Origin of the sequence: Streptomyces klenkii, assembly GCF_003626645.1 — a bacterium.
Lineage (GTDB): Bacteria > Actinomycetota > Actinomycetes > Streptomycetales > Streptomycetaceae > Streptomyces > Streptomyces klenkii.
Genome location: NZ_RBAM01000003.1, coordinates 332354 through 353358, shown reverse-complemented (window position 1 = coordinate 353358; position 21005 = coordinate 332354). Strand labels below are relative to the sequence as shown.

Sequence of the window (21005 nt, the reverse complement as noted above, 5' to 3'; positions counted from 1 at the left end):
GACAACCGTTCAGGGCACTGTCTGCGACGGGTTCCGTTTCCGTGCTCCCCCCACGCCGGCCGCCGGGGAGGTCAGCCGCGCTCGGGAAGTTCCGCCGCCAGGGCCGCGGCCGCCTGCACCAGTGGCAGAGCGAGCAGCGCCCCCGTCCCTTCGCCCACAGTGACGCCATGATCGAGCAAAGGGTTGAGCGCCATCCGGTCGAGCGCCTTCGCCTGCGCCGGGTCGCCGCTGGCCTGACCCGCCAGCCACCAGTCCGGGGCGCGGAACGCGACCCGCTGCGCGACCAGCGCGCACGCCGCGGAGACGACTCCGTCGAGGATCACCGGGGTCCGGCGGACCGCGCTCTGGAGCAGGAAGCCCGTGGCGGCGGCCAGATCCGCGCCGCCCGTCGCCGCCAGCAGCTCCAGCTGGTCGCCCAGGACCGGGCGGGCCCGGCGCAGGCCGTCGCGTATCGCCGCGCACTTGCGCATCCACGCCAGGTCGTCGATGCCGAAGCCGCCGCGGCCCGTCACCACCGAGGCGTCCGTGCCGCACAGCGCGCCGATCAGCGTGCCCGCGGCGGTGGTGCCGCCCACGCTCAGGTCGCCCAGGACCACCAGGTCGGTGCCCGAGTCCGCCTCCTCGTCGGCGATCGCCATGCCCGTACGGAACGCGGCCTCCGCCTCCTCGGCCGTCAGCGCGTCCTCGATGTCGAGACGGCCGGAACCGCGCCGGACGCGGTGGCGGGTCACTTCCTCCGGCAGCTCGGCGGGGTCGCAGTCGACGGCCATGTCGACGATGCGGAGGCGCGCGCCGGCGCGGCGGGCGAGGACGGCGCCCGCGCTCTCGCCCGCGAGAGCCCTTTTGACCAGCTCCGCCGCGCCCTCCTCCGGGCCGCCGGACACGCCCAGCTTCGCCACGCCGTGGTCGCCCGCGAACACCAGCGCCGTGACCTGCTCCACCGGCTTGACCGGCACGGCCCCCTGCGCGGCCGCGAGCCACTCGGCGAGCTCGTCCAGCCGCCCCAGCGCGGCGGGCCGCAGCCCGAGGCGCTCCCGCCGCTCCTCCGCGTCCCGCCGGACGCCCGGGTCCGGGCGCTCGATCAGCGTGGCGAAGTCATCAAGATTCAGACCGCTCATCCGCCGGAGCCTACCCGGCCGGGGCCCGGCTAGACCTGGACGGCACGGGGAAGCCTGCGGCGGGCGAGCGGGGCCAAGGGCGCGGTCGCCCTTGACGGGCCGGTGTGAGCGGTCCCGATCGGCCGGCGTCCGGCATCGCCGGTTACGTCCGGTGTGAGCGGTTCGATCGGATGCCGCCCGGCAACAATCCCTCCGCCGCAGCGGCGCTCAGCCCCCGCCGGGGGATTCGGCGGTGCCGATCGACCCCGGGGCGAAGGCCCGTCCGGCACCGCCGGTTACGTCCGGTGGGGGCTTCGCACCGCGGCGGCGGGTTCAAGGGCGTGGGCGCCCTTGACCGGCCGGTCTGAGCGGCCTCGGTGGGTCATGCCCCGTCAGGGCCCAGCGGCCCCCGTAGGGGGAGCGTTGCGTGGACGCGGAAGCCCGTGGGGCCGTCCTCGCGGGGAGCGGCCTCGCACGTGCCGCCCAGGGCCGTGACGCGTTCGCGCATGCCGAGCAGGCCGTGTCCGCCGGCCGGGGCACCGGCCGGCGGCGCGCACCCCGCGCCGTCGTCCACGACGGTCACCGTCAGCGCGTCGGCGCCCCGGTTCAGGGTGACCTCCGCCCGCGCCCCCGCCCCCGCGTGCTTGTGCACGTTCGTCAGGGCCTCCTGCACCACGCGGTAGGCCGCCAGGTCGACCGCGGCCGGCAGCGCCTCCCCGGGCGCGCCCGTGACGGACACCTTCAGCCCGGCCCGGGCGAACCCGTCGACGAGCCGGCCGAGGACGCCCAGCCCCGGCGCCGGTTCCGTCGGCGCCTCGGGGTCGCCGTACTGCCGCAGCAGCCCGACCGTCGCCCGCAGCTCCGACAGCGCCGAGCGGCTGGCCTCCCGTACGTGCGCGAGGGCCTGCTTGGCCTGGTCGGGGCGGCTGTCCATGATGTGCGAGGCGACCCCGGCCTGGACGTTGACCAGCGCGATGTGGTGCGCGACGACATCGTGCAGCTCGCGCGCGATCCGCAGCCGCTCCTCCGCCACCCGCCGCCGCGCCTCCTCCTCCCGCGTCCGCTCGGCCCGTACCGCCCGCTCCTCGATCGCCGCGACGTAGGCCCGCCGGCTGCGGACGGCGTCCCCCAGGGCGCCGGCCAGCGCGGTCCAGGTGAAGAGCCCGAGGTTCTCGGGGGAGTACCAGGGCGGCATCCCGAAGAGCATGACGGCGCAGGTGAGCACCGCGACCGTGGCCAGGGCGAACCGCCACGCCGCCGGCCGCTCGGTGCGCGAGGCGATCGTGTAGAGCGCGACGACGACGGCCATGGCGATCTGCGTGCGCGGCTGGCCGCCCCGGTGGACGACGATCTCGGCCAGGGTCAGCGCCGACGTCACGCCGAGGACCGTCCGCGGGAAGGACCGCCGCACCGCCAGCGCCCCGCAGGCGAGCGCGGAGAGCAGCAGGAAGCCCGGCCCGGGCGCGGGCGAGGCGTGGCCGCGGCCCGCGTACGAGCCGATCACGACGACCCCGTACGCGAAGAGGGCCAGCAGCGTGTCGGCGGCGAGCGGGTGCGCCCGCAGCCACCGGTGCGGGCGGGCTATGCCGGGGACGGCGAGGGAGCTCATCGGGATCCCGTCTCGTGGCCGCGCCCCCGTCTCCCGGACGGGGGACGGGGGCGCGGCGGGTGCTGGAGTCACCGGTGGCGGGCGGAGCGGGCCCGGCCGGTCAGCCGGGGATGAGACCGTCGTCGCTGAGCATCTCCCGGACCTCGTCGAGCGTGGCGTCGGGAGCGGGCAGGATCAGCTCGGACGGCTCCAGGGCGTCGTCGGGCAGCGGCGTGCCCAGCCGGCGCACGGCCTCGAGCAGCGACCCGAGGGTGCGCCGGAAGCCGGACTCGTCACCGCCCTCCATCTCTTCGAGCAGCTCGTCGTCGAGCTTGTTGAGCTCCGCGAAGTGGCTGTCGGCGAGCTTCCACTGCCCTTCCCCCATGATCCGTACGATCATGACGGTCTCTCCCTCGGTCGGGTCGGTGCCGGGGTGAGCGGTGCTCACACCGCGAAACTACTGCTTGTCGAAGCGGGGCCGCTCCTGCTCGGAGCGCTGCGCGGCCTGGCCGCCGGCGCCGTTGCCGCCCTCGATGGCCTGCTTCGGAGCGCTGCCGCCGGCCAGCTCCGCCTTCATCCGCTGGAGCTCCAGCTCCACGTCCGAGCCGCCGGAGAGGCGGTCCAGCTCGGCGGTGAGGTCGTCCTTGGCCATGCCCGTGGGGTCGTCGAGCGCGCCGGAGGCGAGGAGCTCGTCGATGGCGCCGGCCCGAGCCTGGAGCTGCGCCGTCTTGTCCTCGGCGCGCTGGATGGCCATGCCGACGTCGCCCATCTCCTCGGAGATGCCGGAGAAGGCCTCGCCGATCCGGGTCTGGGCCTGGGCGGCGGTGTACGTCGCCTTGATCGTCTCCTTCTTCGTACGGAAGGCGTCGACCTTGGCCTGGAGGCGCTGCGCCGCGAGGGTGAGCTTCTCCTCCTCGCCCTGGAGGGTCTGGTGCTGCGTCTCCAGGTCGCTGACCTGCTGCTGGAGGGCCGCACGGCGGGAGAGGGCCTCGCGGGCCAGGTCCTCGCGGCCGAGCGCGAGGGCCTTGCGGCCCTGGTCCTCCAGCTTGGAGGACTGGCCCTGGAGCTGGTTGAGCTGGAGCTCGAGGCGCTTGCGGGACGTGGCGACGTCCGCGACGCCGCGGCGCACCTTCTGGAGCAGCTCCAGCTGCTTCTGGTACGAGTAGTCGAGGGTCTCGCGCGGATCCTCGGCCCGGTCCAGGGCCTTGTTGGCCTTCGCGCGGAAAATCATTCCCATACGCTTCATGACACCGCTCATGGGCCTCGCGCGCCCCCTTCTGACGGACTACGGCTCCAGCACACCTTGCAGACCCCACAGTACGGGCCCTGCTTCCATTACCGCACTGTTCGGGCGCGGATGCGCTCCTCCTCCAGGACGATCACGAGGCCGCCGCCCTCCGGCGCAGGGAGTAGACGCCGGCCCGGGGAACGACCTGGGGATCGCCCCGGGGAGAACCGGGGAACAACCAGGGAAACGGCCGCCGTTGCCGGATCGTTCCCCGCCGCGGACCGCGCCCCCCTTGCCGTACCCCGTACCCTTGGGTTTCGTGTTCCGAAGCCGTTCCACTTCCAAGGATGAGCAGGCCGCCGCCGCCAAGGTGACCGCGGGCAGGCCCGAGACGTCCCAGCAGCCCCGTGACCCGCAGGCCCCCAAGGGCCGCCCGACCCCCAAGCGCAGCGAGGCCAATACGCAGCGCCGTGCGATGGCGTCGACGCCCGCCAACCGCAAGGAGGCGGCCAAGCGCGCCCGCGAGACCCGCCGCGTCGACATGGCCAAGCAGCGCGAGGCCCTCGCCAACGGCGACGAGCGCTACCTGCCCGTGCGCGACAAGGGCCCCGTCCGCCGCTTCGCCCGCGACTTCGTGGACTCGCGGTACTCGGTCGCCGAGTTCTTCCTGCCGCTCGCCGTGGTGATCCTGATCCTCAGCATGGTCAACCGCGGCGCGTTCCAGACGTACGTGCTGCTCGCGTGGATGATCGTGATCGCCCTGATCGTGATCAACTCCCTGATCACCGGGATCTCCCTCAAGCGCGTCCTCAAGCAGCGCTTCCCTGACGAGAACACCCGCGGTGCCGTGGCCTACGCCCTGATGCGCACGCTCCAGATGCGTCGCCTGCGTCTGCCCAAGCCGCAGGTCAAGCGCGGGGAGAAGCCGCGCGGGGAGAAGTCCTGAGCGCCTTCGCTCCCGGCTTCGGCGCCGGCGCGGAGGGCTGGCTGCGGGGCCTCGGGGGCTTACGGAACACCGTCCGTCAGGAGCTGGTGGCCCGCCAGCTCGACGAGCAGATAAGCGCCCGCTACCCCGTGGGGCGGCGGCTGCGCATCCTCGACGTCGGCCCCGGCCAGGGCACGCAGGCGCTGCGGCTGGCCCGCGCCGGGCACGAGGTGACCGGCCTGGAGTCCGATCCCGTGATGCTCGGCGCCCTCCGCGAGGCGCTGGCCGCCGAGCCGGAGGGCATCCGCGAGCGGGTGCGGCTCATCGAGGGCGACGGCCGTGAGACCGGCGCCCACTTCACGCCGGGCTCCTTCGACATCGTGCTCTGCCACGGCGTCCTGATGTACGTGCCCGAGCCGGATCCGATGCTCGCCGGGCTCGCCCGCGTGCTCGCGCCCGGCGGGCTGCTCTCTTTGCTCGTGCGCAACGCCGACGCCCTGGCCATGCGGCCGGGCCTCGCCGGGGACTGGGACACGGCGCTCGCCGCGTTCGACTCGCCCGCGTACGTCAACCGGATCGGCCTGGAGGTCCGCGCCGACCGCCTGGAGACGCTCAGCGGCACGCTCGCCGGCATCGGGGCGCCGCTGCACGGCTGGTACGGGGTGCGGGTCTTCACCGACCTGGTGCCCGACGGCGGCCCCGCCCCGGCCGGCGCGGCCCTGGACCGCCTTCTCCTCGCGGAGGAGCGAGCGGGGCGTACGGATCCGTATCGCGCGGTGGCGGCGCTGCTGCACCTGTGCGGCGTCAGGGGCGGCTAGGGCTCCGCCCGGGGCGCGTTGCGTACGGGTGCGGCTCGGCCCGGCACCGCCGGGTTCCCCGGTGGGGGTTGATCGCCGCCGCGGCGGATTCAAGGGGCGCGGCGCCGCCCCTTGACCTGCCGGGGCCCGCGCCCGGTCGTTGCCGCGCAACATTTCTCCGCCGCGACAGCGAGTCACCCCCACCGGCGTGACCGGCGGTGCCGAACCGCCCCGGGGAGCGAACCCCCCTACCACCCATTCGTAGGATCGGCCGGGACACGGTGGCGCCCGCGGGCGATACTCCGAGACATGGATGGCTCACGCGCCCGCGTCGCGCTTCTCGTGACCGCCGTCGTCTGCGCCGCGGCACTGACCGCCGGCTGTTCCACCACCTCGCCCCGCCCTTCGCAGAAGGAACGCGCCGCGTCCGGCGCCCCCACCGTCCCCGGCTCCGCCGGAGACCTGCAAGCCGCCTACGAGAAGGTCGTCAAGGACGTCCTGCCCTCCGTCGTGCAGATCACCGCGGGCGACAGCCTCGGCTCCGGCGTCGTCTACGACGACAAGGGCAACATCGTCACCAACGCCCACGTCGTCGGCTCCGCGCAGTCCTTCAAGGTCACCCTGGCCACCGGCGGCGGAGCCGTCGGCGCCCGGCTCGTCTCCAGCTACCCCGAGCAGGACCTCGCCGTCGTCCGGCTCGACGACGTCCCCAAGACCCTCAAGCCCGCCACCTTCGGCGACTCCACGAAGGTCGAGGTCGGCCAGATCGTGCTCGCCATGGGCAACCCGCTCGGCCTGTCCAGCAGCGTGACTCAGGGCATCGTCTCCGCCGTCGGCCGCACGGTCAGCGAGGGCCGTACCGGCGGCGGTACGGGCGCCACCATCGCGAACATGGTGCAGACGTCCGCCGCGATCAACCCGGGCAACAGCGGCGGCGCGCTCGTCAACCTCGCGGGCCAGATCATCGGCATTCCCACGCTCGCCGCCACCGACCCGGAGCTCGGCCAGGGCGCCGCCCCCGGCATCGGCTTCGCCATCCCCGCCGCGACCGTCCGCACGGTCGCCGGGCAGATCGTCAAGAGCGGCCGCGTCACCGACTCCGGCCGCGCCGCACTGGGCATCACCGCACGCACCATCGTCGGCCCCGACTTCACCCCCGCGGGCGTCGAGGTCGTCTCCGTGAACCAGAACGGGCCCGCCGACCGGGCCGGGCTGCGGGCCGGGGACGTCCTCACCCGCGTCGGCACGACCGACATCACCACCATGCAGTCCCTGTCCGAGGCGCTCGCGGGCCTCAGGCCCGGCGACAGAACCGACGTGTCCTACGACCGCAACGGCGCCGCCCGCACCACGACGGTCACCCTCGGCGAGATGTGACACCGGGACGGAACCGCCTGCCGCCCCGCACGGGACGGCAGGCAGTTGGTACGCGTCAGGCCTCGGCCGCCGCCCGCAGGCTCATCACGTAGATCTCCGACTCGTCCTCGAACAGCGTCACCTTCTCGGCACCGCCGTCCAGCAACTCCTTCCACACCTCGCCGATCCACGACTCGGCGTCCCCCTGCGTGGTGAACTCCTCCGGCTCCACCGCCGGAGCCACCTCGGTCCCGTCGGCCGCCTCGAACCGCCACGTCCACGCCATGTCCGCCTCCTGAGTCGCACAGAGAAACTGCCGGATGGGTCCTGCATACGTGCTGTGCCGCGCAGCCTAACGGGCCGTCGGCGGCGAGAAAGGGTGAGCCCCGCGCGCTCACGGCCCGCGGACGCGAGACGATCAGTGCGTGGAACTGACACTGCTCGGCACCGGAGCCCCCGACGGGCTGCCGCGCCCCGACTGCCCCTGCGCCTCCTGTGCCACCGCCGTGGGCGACGAGGCGCGGGCCGCGACCGCGGTCCTCGTCGACGGGGCGCTGCTGCTGGACCTCACCCCCGGCCCGGCGTTCGCCGCCGCCCGCGCGGGCCGGTCCATCGCCGGCGTCCGGCAGGTCCTGCTCTCCCACCCGCACGACGGGCCCGCCGTCGAGTTCCCGGCGGGCCTGCCCGCGCCCGGCCGGGTGCCCGACGGCCGCGAACTGGCCGTGATCAGCGGCCACCGGATCCGCGCGGTCGCCCTGGACGCCCCCGGCACGGGCTACGAGGTGACCGCCGCGGACGGCGAGCGCCTGCTCTACCTCCCGCCGGGCGCGGCCCCCGCCGGCCTGAACAACGGCCCGGGCCACGGGGCCGCCCCGGCCGTCCGTTACGACATGGTGCTGCTCGACGCCGTCGGCCGGCCGGACGCCCTCGCCCGGCTGCGGGCCGCGGGCGCGATCACGGCCACGACGGACGTGATCGCCGTCCACCTCGACCACGACGTGCCGCCCGGCCGCGAGCTGCACCGGCAGCTCGCCGCGGCCGGCGCCCGCACCGTGCCCGACGGCACCACGCTCGTCGTCGGCGACTACCACGCGGTGCCGGACCTGCCCCGGCGCACCCTGGTGCTGGGCGGCGCCCGCTCGGGCAAGTCCGTGGAGGCCGAGCGGCGCCTGGAGTCCTTCCCCGACGTGCTCTACGTGGCCACGGGCGGCACCCGCCCGGGGGACGCCGACTGGGCGGCGCGGGTGGCCCTGCACCGCGAGCGCAGGCCCGGCTCCTGGCGCACGGCGGAGACCACCGACCTCGTACCCCTGCTGGCCGCCGACGGCCCGCCGCTGCTGCTGGACTGCCTGTCGCTGTGGCTCACCGACGCGATGGACTCCGTCGGCGCGTGGGACGACGAGTCGTGGGCCGACGGCGGCAAGGACGCCCTGGCCGTGCGCGTGGCGGAGCTGGTGGCGGCCGTGCGGGCCACGCGGCGCACGGTGGTGCTGGTGAGCAACGAGGTGGGCTCGGGCGTCGTGCCCGCGACGGCGTCGGGCCGCCGCTTCCGCGACGAGCTGGGCCGGCTGAACACGAGGGTCGCCGTGGAGTGCGAGCACGTCCTGCTGGTGGTCGCGGGGCAGGCCCTCGCGCTGCGCTGACGCTCCGTACGCTTACGTCCCATGGCTGATCCCGACCGCCCCATCCGCGTCCTGCTCGCCGACGACCAGGCCCTCCTGCGCAGCGCGTTCCGCGTCCTGGTGAACTCGGAGCCGGACATGACCGTCGTGGGGGAGGCCGCCGACGGCGCGGAGGCCCTGGACCTGGCCCGGCGGCACGCCCCGCACGTGGTCCTGATGGACATCCGCATGCCCGGCATGGACGGCCTGGCCGCGACCCGGGCGATCTGCTCGGACCCGGCCCTCGCGGACGTGCGCGTGGTGATGCTGACGACCTTCGAGGTCGACGAGTACGTGGTGCAGTCGCTCCGGGCGGGCGCCTCGGGCTTCCTCGGCAAGGGCGCCGAGCCGGAGGAACTGCTGGCCGCGATCCGGGTGGCGCGGGCGGGGGAGGCGCTGCTGTCGCCCGCGGCGACGAAGGGGCTCATCGCGCGGTTCCTGGCCCAGCCGGGGGAGTCCGCGCGGCCGGAGGGCGGCCCGCCGGCCAGGCTGGACGCGCTCACGGGGCGGGAGCGGGAGGTGCTGGTGCACGTCGCGGGCGGGCTGTCCAACGACGAGATCGGCGAGCGGCTGGAGGTCAGCCCGCTGACCGTCAAGACGCACGTCAACCGTGCGATGGCGAAGCTGGGGGCGCGGGACCGGGCCCAACTCGTGGTCATCGCCTACGAGTCGGGCCTGGTCCGGCCGAGGACGGACTAGCCGCCCGGGGAGCGGGGCCCGCCCGCGCGGGCCCCGGCACGGCTGCGGCTACGGCAGCGCCAGCATCCGCTCCAGCGCCAGCTTCGAGAACGCCGCCACCTCCGGGTCGACCTCGATCCGGTTGACCACCTTGCCGTCCGCCAGGGACTCCAGGGCCCACACCAGGTGCGGCAGGTCGATCCGGTTCATGGTCGAGCAGAAGCACACCGTCTTGTCGAGGAAGACGATCTCCTTACCCTCACCGGCGAATCGATTCGCCAGGCGCCGGACCAGGTTCAGCTCCGTGCCGATGGCCCACTTGGAGCCGGCCGGGGCCGCCTCCAGGGTCTTGATGATGTACTCCGTGGAGCCGACGTAGTCGGCGGCGGCCACGACCTCGTGCCGGCACTCGGGGTGCACCAGGACGTTGACGCCCGGGATGCGCTCGCGCACGTCGTTGACGGAGTCGAGCGAGAAGCGGCCGTGCACCGAGCAGTGCCCGCGCCACAGGATCATCTTCGCGCCGCGCAGCTCCTCGGCGGTCAGCCCGCCGTTGGGCTTGTGCGGGTTGTACAGGACGCAGTCGTCCAGGGACATCCCCATGTCGCGGACGGCCGTGTTGCGGCCCAGGTGCTGGTCGGGCAGGAAGAGGACCTTCTCGCCCTGCTCGAAGGCCCAGTTCAGCGCCCGCTCGGCGTTCGACGAGGTGCAGATCGTGCCGCCGTGCTTGCCGGTGAAGGCCTTGATGTCGGCCGAGGAGTTCATGTACGAGACGGGGACGGTCACCCCGGCCACGCCCGCCTCGGTCAGCACGTCCCAGCACTCGGCGACCTGCTCGGCGGTGGCCATGTCGGCCATCGAGCAGCCGGCCGCGAGGTCCGGCAGGACGACCTGCTGGTCGGCGGTGGTGAGGATGTCGGCGGACTCGGCCATGAAGTGCACGCCGCAGAAGACGATGTACTCGGCGTCCGGGCGGGCGGCCGCGTCGCGCGCGAGCTTGAAGGAGTCCCCGGTCACGTCCGCGAACTCGATGACCTCGTCGCGCTGGTAGTGGTGGCCGAGCACGAAGACCTTGTCCCCGAGCTTCGCCTTGGCCGCGCGGGCGCGCTCCACCAGGTCCGGGTCGGAGGGCGCCGGCAGGTCGCCGGGGCACTCCACGCCCCGCTCGCTCTTCGGGTCGGCCTCGCGGCCGAGCAGCAGGAGCGCGAGCGGCGAGGGAGCGGGAGCCTGGAAGTCCAAGGGCTGGGCGGTGGTCACGTCACGCACCCTTTCTGTTCTGCGGGACGGCCGGGAAGGGCCTTGTCGTCAAAATGACGTTATCTATCATAACTGCTTCGCGTCAGTTTGACGATGGTGATCGCGTCGATGTGACACATTCCCGATCCGGCGCGGGGTGTGCGAGCATGAAAGGCGGAAAACACCGCAGCAGGCCCGGAATGAATCCGGGAGTCCGGCGGTTGCAGCCGACGGCAAGCAGTCCGCACCAAACCCGGGAGTGAAGCAGATGTCCGTTCAGGACGAGAAGACCACTGTGAGCGACGGCATCCTCCTGTCCGACGCCGCCGCCGCCAAGGTCAAGGGCCTGCTGGAGCAGGAGGGCCGTGACGACCTCGCGCTGCGCGTCGCCGTCCAGCCCGGCGGCTGCTCCGGCCTGCGCTACCAGCTCTTCTTCGACGAGCGTTCGCTCGACGGCGACGTCGTCAAGGACTTCGACGGCGTCAAGGTCGTCACGGACCGCATGAGCGCCCCGTACCTGGGCGGCGCCTCCATCGACTTCGTCGACACCATCGAGAAGCAGGGCTTCACGATCGACAACCCGAACGCCACGGGTTCCTGCGCCTGCGGTGACTCCTTCAGCTAAAGCGTCACCTTTACCGCTTGCCGCGAAGGCGGTGGCCCGACCGACGGGCCACCGCCTTCGCGGTATTCACCATCCGGTGAAGAGGCGGCGAAGAGCTATTTCTCCTGCTGCCGCGCCACCGGCTCCCCGGTCGAGGCGTCGACCACCTTCCGGTCGCCCAGCGGCTCGTCCAGCGTCACCGTCTCGTCGAACTTCTTCGCCATCAGCACGCACTGCCGGCCCGGCTGCTTCTCCGTCCCGGTGACCTTGACCGTCACCGCGGCCGCCGACTGCTCGGCGGAGGCCGCGTAGTTCTGGCACACCCCGCCCCAGAAGTGCAGGACGAGCTTGTTGCCGTCCACGCTGTACGACTCCACGTGCACCGGCACCGACCTCGGCGTGCCCTTCCCCGGGCTCTCGGAGCGGCCCGGGCCGGGGGAGTGCCGCACCAGGAACTCCGGGTCCACCGCGGGCTGCGCCACGGTGACCGCCGCCTCCTTCTCCGCGCCCGGCAGACGCACCTGGAACAGCCACGACGGCACCAGCGACTGCCGCCCGGCCACCGACTGCGCCGACAGGCCCAGCGCCGCCCCGGTCACCACGGCGGGCGTGCGCGGCGGGGCCTTCGGCGGGCAGGGCACCGCGAAGCCGCGCGGCCCCTCCCCGCTCGCGCCGTCATCGCCGAGCGGGACGGGGGAGGCGCAGCCGCCGATCGCGGGCTGACCCGTGCCGCCGCCCTTGTTGAGCTCCTTCAGCGCCTCGTCGGCCGTCACGAGCGGGTAGACCGCACCCTTCGGCGGGGTCTGGAGCTGGCCGCTGCCCCGTACGAGCTGGGCGTCCGAGCCGACCTCCAGCGTCGTCCGCCAGCCGAAGACCGGCAGGCCGTCCAGCACGGGATCGGCGTTGACCGTCCGCACCGCGCCGAAGAGCCCCGAGGCGTCGATCTTGGAGTCGTCCTGGCCGAGGGCCTTCAGGACGGGCGCGGCGGCGCTCTTCGCCTTCTCCTCCGGTACGGGCGGCTGCCCATCCGCGGCCCGCCCCTCCTGCTGCGGGCAGCTCACGGGCTTGTCCGGGGACAGGTCGGCCGCGGGGTCCGTCCGCGGCCCCGAGCCCGGCGGATGCACGCACCCCTTGCCGATGCTCCCGAAGCGCGCGAAGGACCAGTTGCCCGGGCCCTTGCGGGCCACCTGGAGAACCGGCTCGTCCGCCCCGGGCGGGCCGCCCACCCGCCAGGTGTCCCCCTCCAGCTCCGGCGTCCCGGACACGTGCAGGGCCGCGGCGAGGGAGGCCACCTCCGCCCGGCCCACCTCGCCCTCCGGCAGCCGCACCGCCGCCGTCCGCGGCCCGTCGGGCAGCTTCCCCTCGGCGCGGTAGCGCACGCCGCCGGGGTCCGGCTCGCCCACCGCGATGCCCTGCGAAGGCCCGGTGGGCCCGCCGGCCGGCGGGGCGTCCAGCGCCAGGGGCGGCGGGGAGCCCTCGCCGCCCGGCGTGCTGCCGCCCTTGCCGCCGTCGTCCTCCCACGCCGTGGCGGCCCAGTACGCACCGCCGCCACCGGCCAGCAGCACCGCCGCCGCCACCGAGGCGACCGCGAGCCGTGAACGCTTCCGCTGCTGCTTGCCTTCGGGGGTGCCGCCCTCGGTGCTCACCACATCGCTCCTTCACTCCGCCCAATGTCCGTAGCGCTGCATCCCCCGGGAAGGGGACGCGGCTTGGACGGAGCACAGGAGCGAGCGGTTCCACCCGGCCGCGGCCGGGTGGAGAGGGAGCATCAGCCGCCGTACGGCGTCAGTCGCCGTACTCCGACATCCCGTCGATCAGCCGCGCCGACCCGGCCGGCACCGAGACGCCCCTGATCAGCGAGGGCGGCACCGCCGCGGCCGCCTTCCCCGGTCCCGGGGACCCCGTCCAGTGCGGGGACATCCGTGCGCACAGCCCGCGCAGCTCCGCCAGCGATTCGGGCTCGTACTCGTTGAAAGTGACGTCCTTCACAGGGTTCGGCATAAGCGCACCGTATGCACGCGCAACGCACGATGAAAGGGCTACTATTTGGTAATTTTGTCCGGACGATGGCCGAAACTATATGCAGGTGCGAATTCCGGACCCGGTAGCGTGGTGTGGCTCGTCCAAAACCCGTCGCCTCGCCCCCGCAGGAGCAGAACCGCCGTGCGTATCGCAGTCACCGGCTCCATCGCCACTGACCATCTGATGACGTTCCCCGGCCGTTTCGCCGATCAGCTCGTGGCGGACCAGCTGCACACCGTCTCGCTCTCCTTCCTCGTCGACGAACTCGACGTCCGCCGTGGCGGTGTCGCCCCCAACATCTGCTTCGGCATGGGCCTGCTGGGCCTGCGCCCGATCCTGGTCGGCGCCGCCGGCGCGGACTTCGCCGAGTACCGCGCCTGGCTGGAGCGGCACGGTGTGGACACCGACTCCGTCCGCATCTCCGAGGTCCTGCACACCGCGCGCTTCGTCTGCACCACGGACACCGATCACAACCAGATCGCGTCCTTCTACACGGGCGCGATGAGCGAGGCCCGCCAGATCGAGCTCCAGCCCGTCGCCGACCGCGTCGGCGGCCTCGACCTGGTCCTGATCGGCGCCGACGACCCCGAGGCGATGATCCGCCACACCGAGGAGTGCCGCTCCCGGGGCATCCCCTTCGCCGCCGACCCCTCCCAGCAGCTGGCCCGCATGGAGGGCGACGACATCCGCGTCCTCGTCGAGGGCGCCACCTACCTCTTCACCAACGAGTACGAGAAGGCCCTCATCGAGTCCAAGACCGGCTGGTCCGGGGACGAGATCCTGGCCAAGGTGGGCACCCGCATCACCACCCTCGGCGCGCAGGGCGTGCGCATCGAGCGCGCGGGCGAGCCCGCCATCGAGGTCGGCTGCGCCCAGGAGGAGGCCAAGGTCGACCCGACGGGCGTCGGCGACGCCTTCCGCGCGGGCTTCCTCGCCGGCCTGACCTGGGAGCTGCCCCTGGAGCGCGCCGCCCAGCTGGGCTGCATGCTCGCCACGCTGGTCATCGAGACGCTGGGCACCCAGGAGTACGAGCTGCGCCGCGGCCACTTCATGGAGCGCTTCACCAAGGCCTACGGCGACGAGGCCGCCGCCGAGGTCAAGGCGCGCCTGGCCTGACCCCGGCTCCCGTGCGCGACCCCTCGCCCCCTCCGGGCAGGGGTCGCGTACTGCTTTGCTCAGGGGTCACGTGAGGCGCCGCACCACGTAGGCCGTGCCCCGCTCCGCCGGCCGTTCGCCCACGTACTCCTGCTCCCGCATGTCGCACCACGCGGGGATGTCCAGCCGCGCGGCCCCGTCGTCGGACAGCACGGTCACCAGACCGCCCACCGGCACGTCACCGATCGCCCGGGCCAGCTCGATCACGGGGATCGGGCAGCGCTTGCCCAGCGAGTCGATCACCAGCCCGGACTCCGAAGCCGTCCGGGCCGCGGGCGCCGGCGCGACCGGCGCGCCCAGGTGCTGCCGCACGGACGCCACCACCCCCGGCAGCACGTCGAGGAAGCGCTCGACGTCCTCCTCCGCCGTGCCCGGCGGCAGCGACACCCGGACGTTGCCCTCCGACAGCACGCCCATCGCCTGGAGCACATGGCTCGGGGCCAGAGTGCTGGACGTGCACGAAGAGCCGGAGGAGACGGAGAACCCCGCCCGGTCGAGGGCGTGCAGCAGCGTCTCACCGTCGACATACAGACACGAGAACGTGACCAGATGCGGCAGCCTGCGCACCGGGTCGCCCACCACCTCCACGTCCGGCACGAGCGCGGGCACCCGCTCGCGGATCCGCTCGACCAGCGCCCGCAGCCGGGCGCCCTCCTCCGCCGCCTCCTGCCGCACGGCCCGCAGCGACGCGGCCGCCGCCACGATCGCGGGCAGGTCGGGGAAGCCCGGCGCCCGGCCCGACTCCCGCTCGTCCGCCGGGCCCTGGAACGCGAACCGCGTCCCCTTGCGGACCGCCAGCAGGCCCACGCCCGACGGGCCGCCCCACTTGTGCGCACTGGCCGTCAGCAGCGACCAGCCGCTCGCCACGGGCCCCCACGCGAGCGACTGCGCCGCGTCCACCAGCAGCGGCACCCCCGCGGCCCGGCACTCCTCGGCCGCCTCGGCCACCGGCTGCTCGGTGCCCACCTCGTGGTTGGCGGACTGGAGGGCGGCCAGCGCGGTGTCGGGGCGCAGGGCCGCGGCGTACGCCCCGGGCGCCACGCGGCCCGCCCGGTCGACGGGCACCGTGGTGAAGCTGCCGCCGGCCGCCTCCAGGGCCGCGGCCGAGGCGAGGACGGAGGAGTGCTCGACGGCCGAGACCACCAGGTGGCGGCCGGTGCGGCGGCGCCCGGCCAGGGCGCCGGCGAGGCCGTCGTGGACCGCGCGGGTACCCGAAGGGGTGAAGACGAGCTCGTCGGGGCGGCAGCCCACGGCCTCCGCGGCGGCCTCGCGGGCGGCGTCCAGCAGCAGCCGGGCCCGCCGGCCCTCGCGGTAGAGCCGGGCGGGATCGGCCCAGCCCTCGTCGAGGGAGGCCAGCAGGGCCTGGCGGGCGACGGGGTGCAGGGGAGCGGCGGAGGCGGCGTCGAAGTAGGGCACACCCAGAAACTAACGCGTCGCCGGAAGGCGGCTCCGCGCGTACCGTCCCACCTGCGCAGCAGCCGTCTGACGGTCCCCCAGACGGCGGCCGGACCCGTGGATTCCATCCCTTCGGGGAGTGACGCGGCGCGTTGGGCACCCTCCCCGCGCGGCCCCAAATAGCGTCCAGTAGGGTTTGGTCCGCATAAACATCCAAACCCCTGCCCGCAGCGGGCCGGCGACCGACCAGCGAGACGGCCGCAGCCGGCCGCACGGGCGAGACTCTCGGGAAGGCGCTACGTGAGTCCCAACGGCTCCGACCGCTCGTCGCGGCGCCCGGTGCGGCGGAAGCTGCTGCAGGCGCTGGCCGCGGGCGCTGTCCTGGCGACCGCTACCGGTTGCACATCGAAGGACTTCCCCCGCCTCGGAATGCCCACTCCCGTCACGGAAGAGGCGCCGCGGATCCTCTCCCTGTGGCAGGGCTCCTGGGCCGCCGCCCTCGTGACCGGCATTCTGGTGTGGGGCCTGATCATCTGGAGCGTCATCTTCCACCGGCGCAGCCGGACGAAGGTGGAGGTGCCCCAGCAGACCCGGTACAACATGCCGATCGAGGCGCTGTACACGGCGGTCCCGATCATCATCGTGTCGGTGCTCTTCTACTTCACCGCGCGTGATGAGAACAAGCTGCTGACCAACCCGGAGAAGCCCCAGCACGTCGTCAACGTGGTGGGCTTCCAGTGGAGCTGGGCCTTCAACTACATGGAGGACGTCGACGGCAACGCCGCGACCCCGGCGAAGCCGCTCCGGGAGAACAAGGAGCTCGACGCGATCCCGGACCGGTTCCTGAAGAAGGCACCGCAGGGCGCGGAGGGTGTCTACGACATCGGCGTCCCCGGCACGCGCAACGAGCAGACCAACAACCCCGGCCCCACGCTGTGGCTGCCCAAGGGTGAGACGGTCGAGTTCGTGCTGACCTCGCGGGATGTCATCCACTCCTTCTGGGTGGTGCCGTTCCTGATGAAGCAGGACGTCATTCCGGGGCACACCAACAGCTTCACGGTGACCCCGAACAAGGAGGGCACCTTCCTGGGCAAGTGCGCCGAGCTCTGCGGCCAGGACCACTCCCGGATGCTCTTCAACGTCAAGGTCGTCTCTCCTGAGCGCTACAAGCAGCACCTGAAGGAGCTGGCGGCGAAGGGCCAGACCGGCTACCAGCCGGCGGGCATCGCGATGACGGATCACGCGAAGAACGCGGAGACCAAGAACAAGTGAGCATCCTCAACGAACCCCAGGGTGCCGCCGCCGCGACAGCCACGGCAGCACCGCCAGTCCGCCAGAAGCAGCCCGGTATCAATGCGGTCAAGTGGCTCACCACCACCGACCACAAGACCATCGGCACGCTCTACCTGGTCACGTCGTTCGCGTTCTTCTGCATCGGCGGCCTGATGGCGCTGCTGATGCGCGCCGAACTCGCCCGTCCCGGCACGCAGATCATGTCGAACGAGCAGTTCAACCAGGCGTTCACGATGCACGGCACGATCATGCTGCTGATGTTCGCGACGCCGCTGTTCGCCGGTTTCGCGAACTGGATCATGCCGCTCCAGATCGGCGCGCCCGACGTGGCGTTCCCGCGGCTGAACATGTTCGCCTACTGGCTGTACCTGTTCGGCTCGATCATCGCCGTGGCCGGCTTCCTCACCCCGCAGGGTGCGGCCGACTTCGGCTGGTTCGCCTACTCCCCGCTGTCGGACGCCGTCCGCTCGCCGGGTGTCGGCGCCGACATGTGGATCATGGGTCTGGCCTTCTCCGGCTTCGGCACGATCCTCGGTTCGGTCAACTTCATCACCACGATCATCTGCATGCGCGCGCCCGGCATGACGATGTTCCGCATGCCGATCTTCACCTGGAACGTCCTGCTGACCGGTGTCCTGGTCCTGCTGGCCTTCCCGGTCCTGGCGGCCGCGCTGTTCGCCCTGGAGGCGGACCGTAAATTCGGGGCCCACGTCTTCGACGCGGCCAACGGCGGAGCGCTGCTGTGGCAGCACCTCTTCTGGTTCTTCGGCCACCCCGAGGTCTACATCATCGCGCTGCCGTTCTTCGGCATCATCTCCGAGGTCATCCCGGTCTTCTCCCGCAAGCCGATGTTCGGCTACTGGGGCCTGATCGCGGCCACGATCTCGATCGCCGGTCTGTCCGTGACGGTGTGGGCGCACCACATGTACGTCACCGGTGGCGTGCTGCTGCCGTTCTTCTCCTTCATGACCTTCCTGATCGCGGTCCCGACCGGTGTGAAGTTCTTCAACTGGATCGGCACCATGTGGAAGGGCTCGCTGTCCTTCGAGACCCCGATGCTGTGGGCCACCGGCTTCCTGATCACCTTCACCTTCGGTGGTCTGACCGGCGTCATCCTGGCTTCGCCCCCGCTGGACTTCCACGTCTCCGACTCGTACTTCGTGGTCGCGCACTTCCACTACGTCATCTTCGGCACCGTGGTGTTCGCGATGTTCTCCGGCTTCCACTTCTGGTGGCCGAAGTTCACGGGCAAGATGCTGGACGAGAAGCTCGGCAAGATCACCTTCTGGACGCTGTTCGTGGGCTTCCACGGCACGTTCCTGGTGCAGCACTGGCTGGGTGCCGAGGGCATGCCGCGCCGCTACGCGGACTACCTGGCCGCCGACGGCTTCACCACGCTGAACACCATCTCGACCATCAGCTCCTTCCTGCTGGGCCTGTCGATCCTGCCGTTCATGTACAACGTCTGGAAGACCGCCAAGTACGGCAAGAAGGTCGAGGTCGACGACCCGTGGGGCTACGGCCGCTCGCTGGAGTGGGCGACCTCCTGCCCGCCGCCGCGGCACAACTTCCTCACGCTGCCGCGCATCCGCTCCGAATCCCCGGCGTTCGACCTGCACCACCCGGAGATCGCGGCCCTGGAGCTCGAAGAGAACCTCGCGACTGAGAAGGCCCTCGCGGGTGGCAAGGAGGCCGGCAAGTGAAGATCCAGGGCAAGATGTTCATCTGGCTCTCCGTCTTCATCCTCGCCATGGCGTGTGTCTATGGCGTGTGGTCGAAGGAGGCAGCCGGCACGACGGCCCTCTTCATGGCCTTCGGCCTGTGCATCATGGTCGGCTACTACCTGGCGTTCACCGCACGCCGGGTGGACACCGGCGCCGGTGACAACAAGGAGGCGGACGTCGCCGACGACGCCGGCGAGCTGGGCTTCTTCGCCCCGCACAGCTGGCAGCCGCTCTCCCTGGCGGTCGGTGGCGCCCTGGCCTTCCTGAGCATCTGCTTCGGCTGGTGGCTGATGTACTTTTCGGCCCCGATCATCCTGGTCGGCCTCTTCGGCTGGGTGTTCGAGTTCTACCGAGGCGAGAACCAGAACCAGTAGGGAGCTCGCTCCTGCGAAGGGCCCCGCACACCACACCCGGTGTGCGGGGCCCTTCGCGTGTCCCGGGGCCCTCGCGCACAACCACCCGTTTGCAGTCACCCGACAGGCCGTACGCCCCGAACGTCCCTACGGTGTGAGACATGACCCAGTCACCTCGACACCGCTTGGCGCTCTGCGGCGCCGTGCTGCTGACCGCGCTGGCGGTGGGGGTCACCGCCTGCGGCGGCTCGTCCAACCCGCTGGCGGACAAGCCCTACGACGCCGGCGGTCAGGTGGAGCTCACCAGCGCCCGCGACGGGCAGAAGGCGGACCCCAGCAAGCCGCTGGAGGTGGCCGCCAGGGGCGACGACCGCATCACGGACGTCACCGCCACGGACGCCGCCGGACGCTACGTCAAGGGCGAGCTCGCCCCCGACGGGTCCCGCTGGCACAGCACCGGCGCCCTCGCGGCCGGCGCCCACTACACCGTCCGCGTCACCACGGAGGACGAGGACGGGGCCCAGGGGCGCCGCACGATCGGCTTCGACACCAACCCGGCGGACCGCCTCCTGCGCGTCAGTTTCGGCCCGCAGAACGGCACCTACGGGGTGGGACAGCCCATCACCGCCGAGCTGAGCACCCCCGTCCAGGACCCCGCCTCCCGCGCCGTCGTCGAACGCACCCTCAGGGTCGAGTCGCAGCCCGCCGTGGAGGGCGCCTGGCACTGGGTGGACAACCGCACCCTGCACTACCGGCCCAAGGAGTACTGGCCCGCCAACTCCACCGTCGAGGTGCACGCCACCCTCGACGGCATCAAGGTCGGCGGCGGCCTCTACGGAGGCCCCTCCAAGCCCGTCACGATGACCACCGGCGACCGCATCGAGGCCGTCACCGACGCCGGCGCCCACAGCATGACCGTGCTGCGCAACGGCAAGGAGATCCGCTCCATCCCGGTGACCACCGGCAAACCCGGCTACGCCACCCGCAACGGGGTCAAGGTGATCCTGGGCCGGGAATCCTTCGTACGGATGCGCGGCACCAGCATCGGCATCGCCGAGGGCAGCGCCGACTCCTACGACCTGCCCGTCTACTGGGCCACCCGGGTCACCTGGAGCGGCGAGTACGTGCACGCCGCCCCCTGGTCCGAGGGCTCCCAGGGCTGGGAGAACGTCAGCCACGGCTGCACCGGCATGAGCACCGCCAACGCCAAGTGGTTCTTCGACACCGTCCACGTCGGTGACGTCGTCAAGGTCGTGGGCAGCGCGGGCGCCACCATGACGCCCTTCGACAACGGCTTCGGCGACTGGAACATGGACTGGGACGAATGGCGCAAGGGCAGCGCCCTCGCCGGGGGCAAGAAGCAGGGGAGCAGCCCCGCCGACGCCGCCCGCCTGCGCCCCGAGCTCTAGCCGCCCGGCGGGCCCTGCGGGGCCCGCCGCGCCGGCCGCCGGACCGTCAGGCGTCCACGGCCTTCCGGCTGCGCAGCAGGCCCGCCAGCGCCTCGGCGAACACCGCCGGGTCCAGCGGGTGCGTCACGGCCGCGTCGGCCCGGCTCCAGGTGGCCAGCCAGGCGTCCTGCGGGCGGCCCATCAGCAGCAGCACGGGCGGGCAGCGGAACACCTCGTCCTTCAGCTGCCGGCACACCCCCATGCCGCCCGCGGGCGCCGTCTCGCCGTCCAGGACGCACACGGCCACGTGGTGCCGCTCCAGGGCCGCGAGCACGCCCGGGAGTGTCGCGCATTCCACGTACTCGACCGGCGGTACGTCGGGAGCCGGCCTGCGACCCGCGGCCAGCCGGACCTGTGCGCGGGTGTCCGCGTTGTCGCTGTAGACCAGCACGGTGGCCGTCGGCTGCATCGTTCCTCCAGGCTTGTGTTCGGCACAGCTGTGGAT

21 protein-coding genes are annotated in these 21005 nt (G+C 72.7%); 11 read left to right on the top strand and 10 right to left on the bottom strand.

Annotated elements, in window-relative coordinates; all coding sequences use genetic code 11:
• Positions 1-71: 71 nt before the first annotated feature.
• From D7231_RS08310 to D7231_RS08295, 4 genes are all read right to left on the bottom strand, one after another.
• Positions 72-1118 (bottom strand): nicotinate-nucleotide--dimethylbenzimidazole phosphoribosyltransferase, encoded by a 1047-nt coding sequence (locus D7231_RS08310; protein ID WP_120754293.1) that lies wholly within the window; start codon positions 1116-1118, stop codon positions 72-74.
• A gap of 361 nt (positions 1119-1479) precedes the next feature.
• Positions 1480-2706 carry a sensor histidine kinase gene (locus D7231_RS08305; protein ID WP_120754292.1) on the bottom strand — a complete coding sequence of 409 codons (1227 nt, stop codon included), beginning with the start codon at positions 2704-2706 and terminating at the stop codon, positions 1480-1482.
• Between the two features lie 100 nt (positions 2707-2806).
• A complete protein-coding gene (gene pspAA, locus D7231_RS08300) occupies positions 2807-3085 on the bottom strand; it encodes a PspA-associated protein PspAA (protein WP_120754604.1) in 279 nt (92 codons plus the stop codon).
• A gap of 57 nt (positions 3086-3142) precedes the next feature.
• Positions 3143-3943 carry a PspA/IM30 family protein gene (locus tag D7231_RS08295; protein ID WP_120754291.1) on the bottom strand — a complete coding sequence of 267 codons (801 nt, stop codon included), beginning with the start codon at positions 3941-3943 and terminating at the stop codon, positions 3143-3145.
• A gap of 289 nt (positions 3944-4232) precedes the next feature.
• Here D7231_RS08295 and D7231_RS08290 point away from each other — a divergent pair, with 289 nt between their 5' ends.
• The 3 genes from D7231_RS08290 to D7231_RS08280 all read left to right on the top strand — a co-directional run bounded on the left by D7231_RS08290 (position 4233) and on the right by D7231_RS08280 (position 7012).
• Positions 4233-4859, top strand: coding sequence for a DUF3043 domain-containing protein (locus tag D7231_RS08290; protein ID WP_120754603.1), 627 nt, complete (start codon positions 4233-4235; stop codon positions 4857-4859).
• Between the two features lie 86 nt (positions 4860-4945).
• Positions 4946-5656: a class I SAM-dependent methyltransferase gene (locus D7231_RS08285; protein ID WP_120754290.1), complete on the top strand. Its 711-nt coding sequence runs from the start codon at positions 4946-4948 to the stop codon at positions 5654-5656.
• Positions 5657-5944: 288 nt separating this feature from the next.
• Complete coding sequence (locus tag D7231_RS08280) at positions 5945-7012, top strand: S1C family serine protease (protein WP_120754289.1); 1068 nt, start codon at positions 5945-5947, stop codon at positions 7010-7012.
• Positions 7013-7067: 55 nt separating this feature from the next.
• Here the strand turns inward: D7231_RS08280 and D7231_RS08275 are convergent, their stop codons facing one another.
• A complete protein-coding gene (locus D7231_RS08275) occupies positions 7068-7277 on the bottom strand; it encodes a hypothetical protein (protein WP_120754288.1) in 210 nt (69 codons plus the stop codon).
• A 139-nt stretch (positions 7278-7416) separates the two neighbouring features.
• On the opposite strand from D7231_RS08275, the gene D7231_RS08270 reads away from it, so the two are divergent.
• Both D7231_RS08270 and D7231_RS08265 read left to right on the top strand, forming a co-directional pair.
• Positions 7417-8634 (top strand): bifunctional adenosylcobinamide kinase/adenosylcobinamide-phosphate guanylyltransferase, encoded by a 1218-nt coding sequence (locus D7231_RS08270; protein ID WP_194960969.1) that lies wholly within the window; start codon positions 7417-7419, stop codon positions 8632-8634.
• A 21-nt stretch (positions 8635-8655) separates the two neighbouring features.
• A complete protein-coding gene (locus D7231_RS08265) occupies positions 8656-9351 on the top strand; it encodes a response regulator (protein WP_120754287.1) in 696 nt (231 codons plus the stop codon).
• Between the two features lie 48 nt (positions 9352-9399).
• Here D7231_RS08265 and nadA read toward each other — a convergent pair whose 3' ends face one another.
• Positions 9400-10587, bottom strand: a complete 1188-nt coding sequence (gene nadA, locus D7231_RS08260) for a quinolinate synthase NadA (RefSeq protein ID WP_120754286.1) — start codon at positions 10585-10587, stop codon at positions 9400-9402.
• 247 nt (positions 10588-10834) lie between these two features.
• Between nadA and D7231_RS08255 the strand changes: the two genes are divergently transcribed.
• Positions 10835-11191: a HesB/IscA family protein gene (locus D7231_RS08255; protein ID WP_030364637.1), complete on the top strand. Its 357-nt coding sequence runs from the start codon at positions 10835-10837 to the stop codon at positions 11189-11191.
• A 95-nt stretch (positions 11192-11286) separates the two neighbouring features.
• On the opposite strand, the gene D7231_RS08250 is transcribed toward D7231_RS08255, so the two are convergent.
• Both D7231_RS08250 and D7231_RS08245 read right to left on the bottom strand, forming a co-directional pair.
• Positions 11287-12816: a hypothetical protein gene (locus D7231_RS08250; protein ID WP_120754285.1), complete on the bottom strand. Its 1530-nt coding sequence runs from the start codon at positions 12814-12816 to the stop codon at positions 11287-11289.
• Between the two features lie 139 nt (positions 12817-12955).
• Positions 12956-13171 (bottom strand): hypothetical protein, encoded by a 216-nt coding sequence (locus D7231_RS08245; RefSeq protein WP_120754284.1) that lies wholly within the window; start codon positions 13169-13171, stop codon positions 12956-12958.
• Positions 13172-13333: 162 nt separating this feature from the next.
• Here D7231_RS08245 and D7231_RS08240 point away from each other — a divergent pair, with 162 nt between their 5' ends.
• A complete protein-coding gene (locus tag D7231_RS08240) occupies positions 13334-14308 on the top strand; it encodes a carbohydrate kinase family protein (protein ID WP_120754283.1) in 975 nt (324 codons plus the stop codon).
• A gap of 66 nt (positions 14309-14374) precedes the next feature.
• On the opposite strand, the gene D7231_RS08235 is transcribed toward D7231_RS08240, so the two are convergent.
• On the bottom strand, positions 14375-15763 hold the full coding sequence (locus D7231_RS08235) for a cysteine desulfurase/sulfurtransferase TusA family protein (RefSeq protein WP_120754282.1): 1389 nt from the start codon (positions 15761-15763) through the stop codon (positions 14375-14377).
• A 279-nt stretch (positions 15764-16042) separates the two neighbouring features.
• On the opposite strand from D7231_RS08235, the gene ctaC reads away from it, so the two are divergent.
• The 4 genes from ctaC (at position 16043) to D7231_RS08215 (ending at position 20521) form a co-directional block, all read left to right on the top strand.
• A complete protein-coding gene (ctaC, locus tag D7231_RS08230; RefSeq protein ID WP_030364642.1) occupies positions 16043-17014 on the top strand; it encodes an aa3-type cytochrome oxidase subunit II in 972 nt (323 codons plus the stop codon).
• Positions 17011-18738: an aa3-type cytochrome oxidase subunit I gene (ctaD, locus tag D7231_RS08225; protein ID WP_120754281.1), complete on the top strand. Its 1728-nt coding sequence runs from the start codon at positions 17011-17013 to the stop codon at positions 18736-18738. The genes ctaC and ctaD overlap by 4 nt, the downstream gene beginning before the upstream one ends.
• Positions 18735-19133 (top strand): cytochrome c oxidase subunit 4, encoded by a 399-nt coding sequence (locus D7231_RS08220; RefSeq protein ID WP_120754280.1) that lies wholly within the window; start codon positions 18735-18737, stop codon positions 19131-19133. Before ctaD ends, D7231_RS08220 begins: the two co-directional genes overlap by 4 nt.
• A 140-nt stretch (positions 19134-19273) precedes the next feature.
• Positions 19274-20521: a L,D-transpeptidase gene (locus D7231_RS08215; protein WP_120754279.1), complete on the top strand. Its 1248-nt coding sequence runs from the start codon at positions 19274-19276 to the stop codon at positions 20519-20521.
• 46 nt (positions 20522-20567) lie between these two features.
• Here D7231_RS08215 and D7231_RS08210 read toward each other — a convergent pair whose 3' ends face one another.
• Entirely contained in the window at positions 20568-20969 is a 402-nt protein-coding gene (locus tag D7231_RS08210; protein WP_120754278.1) for a response regulator transcription factor, read from the bottom strand.
• Positions 20970-21005: the final 36 nt, after the last annotated feature.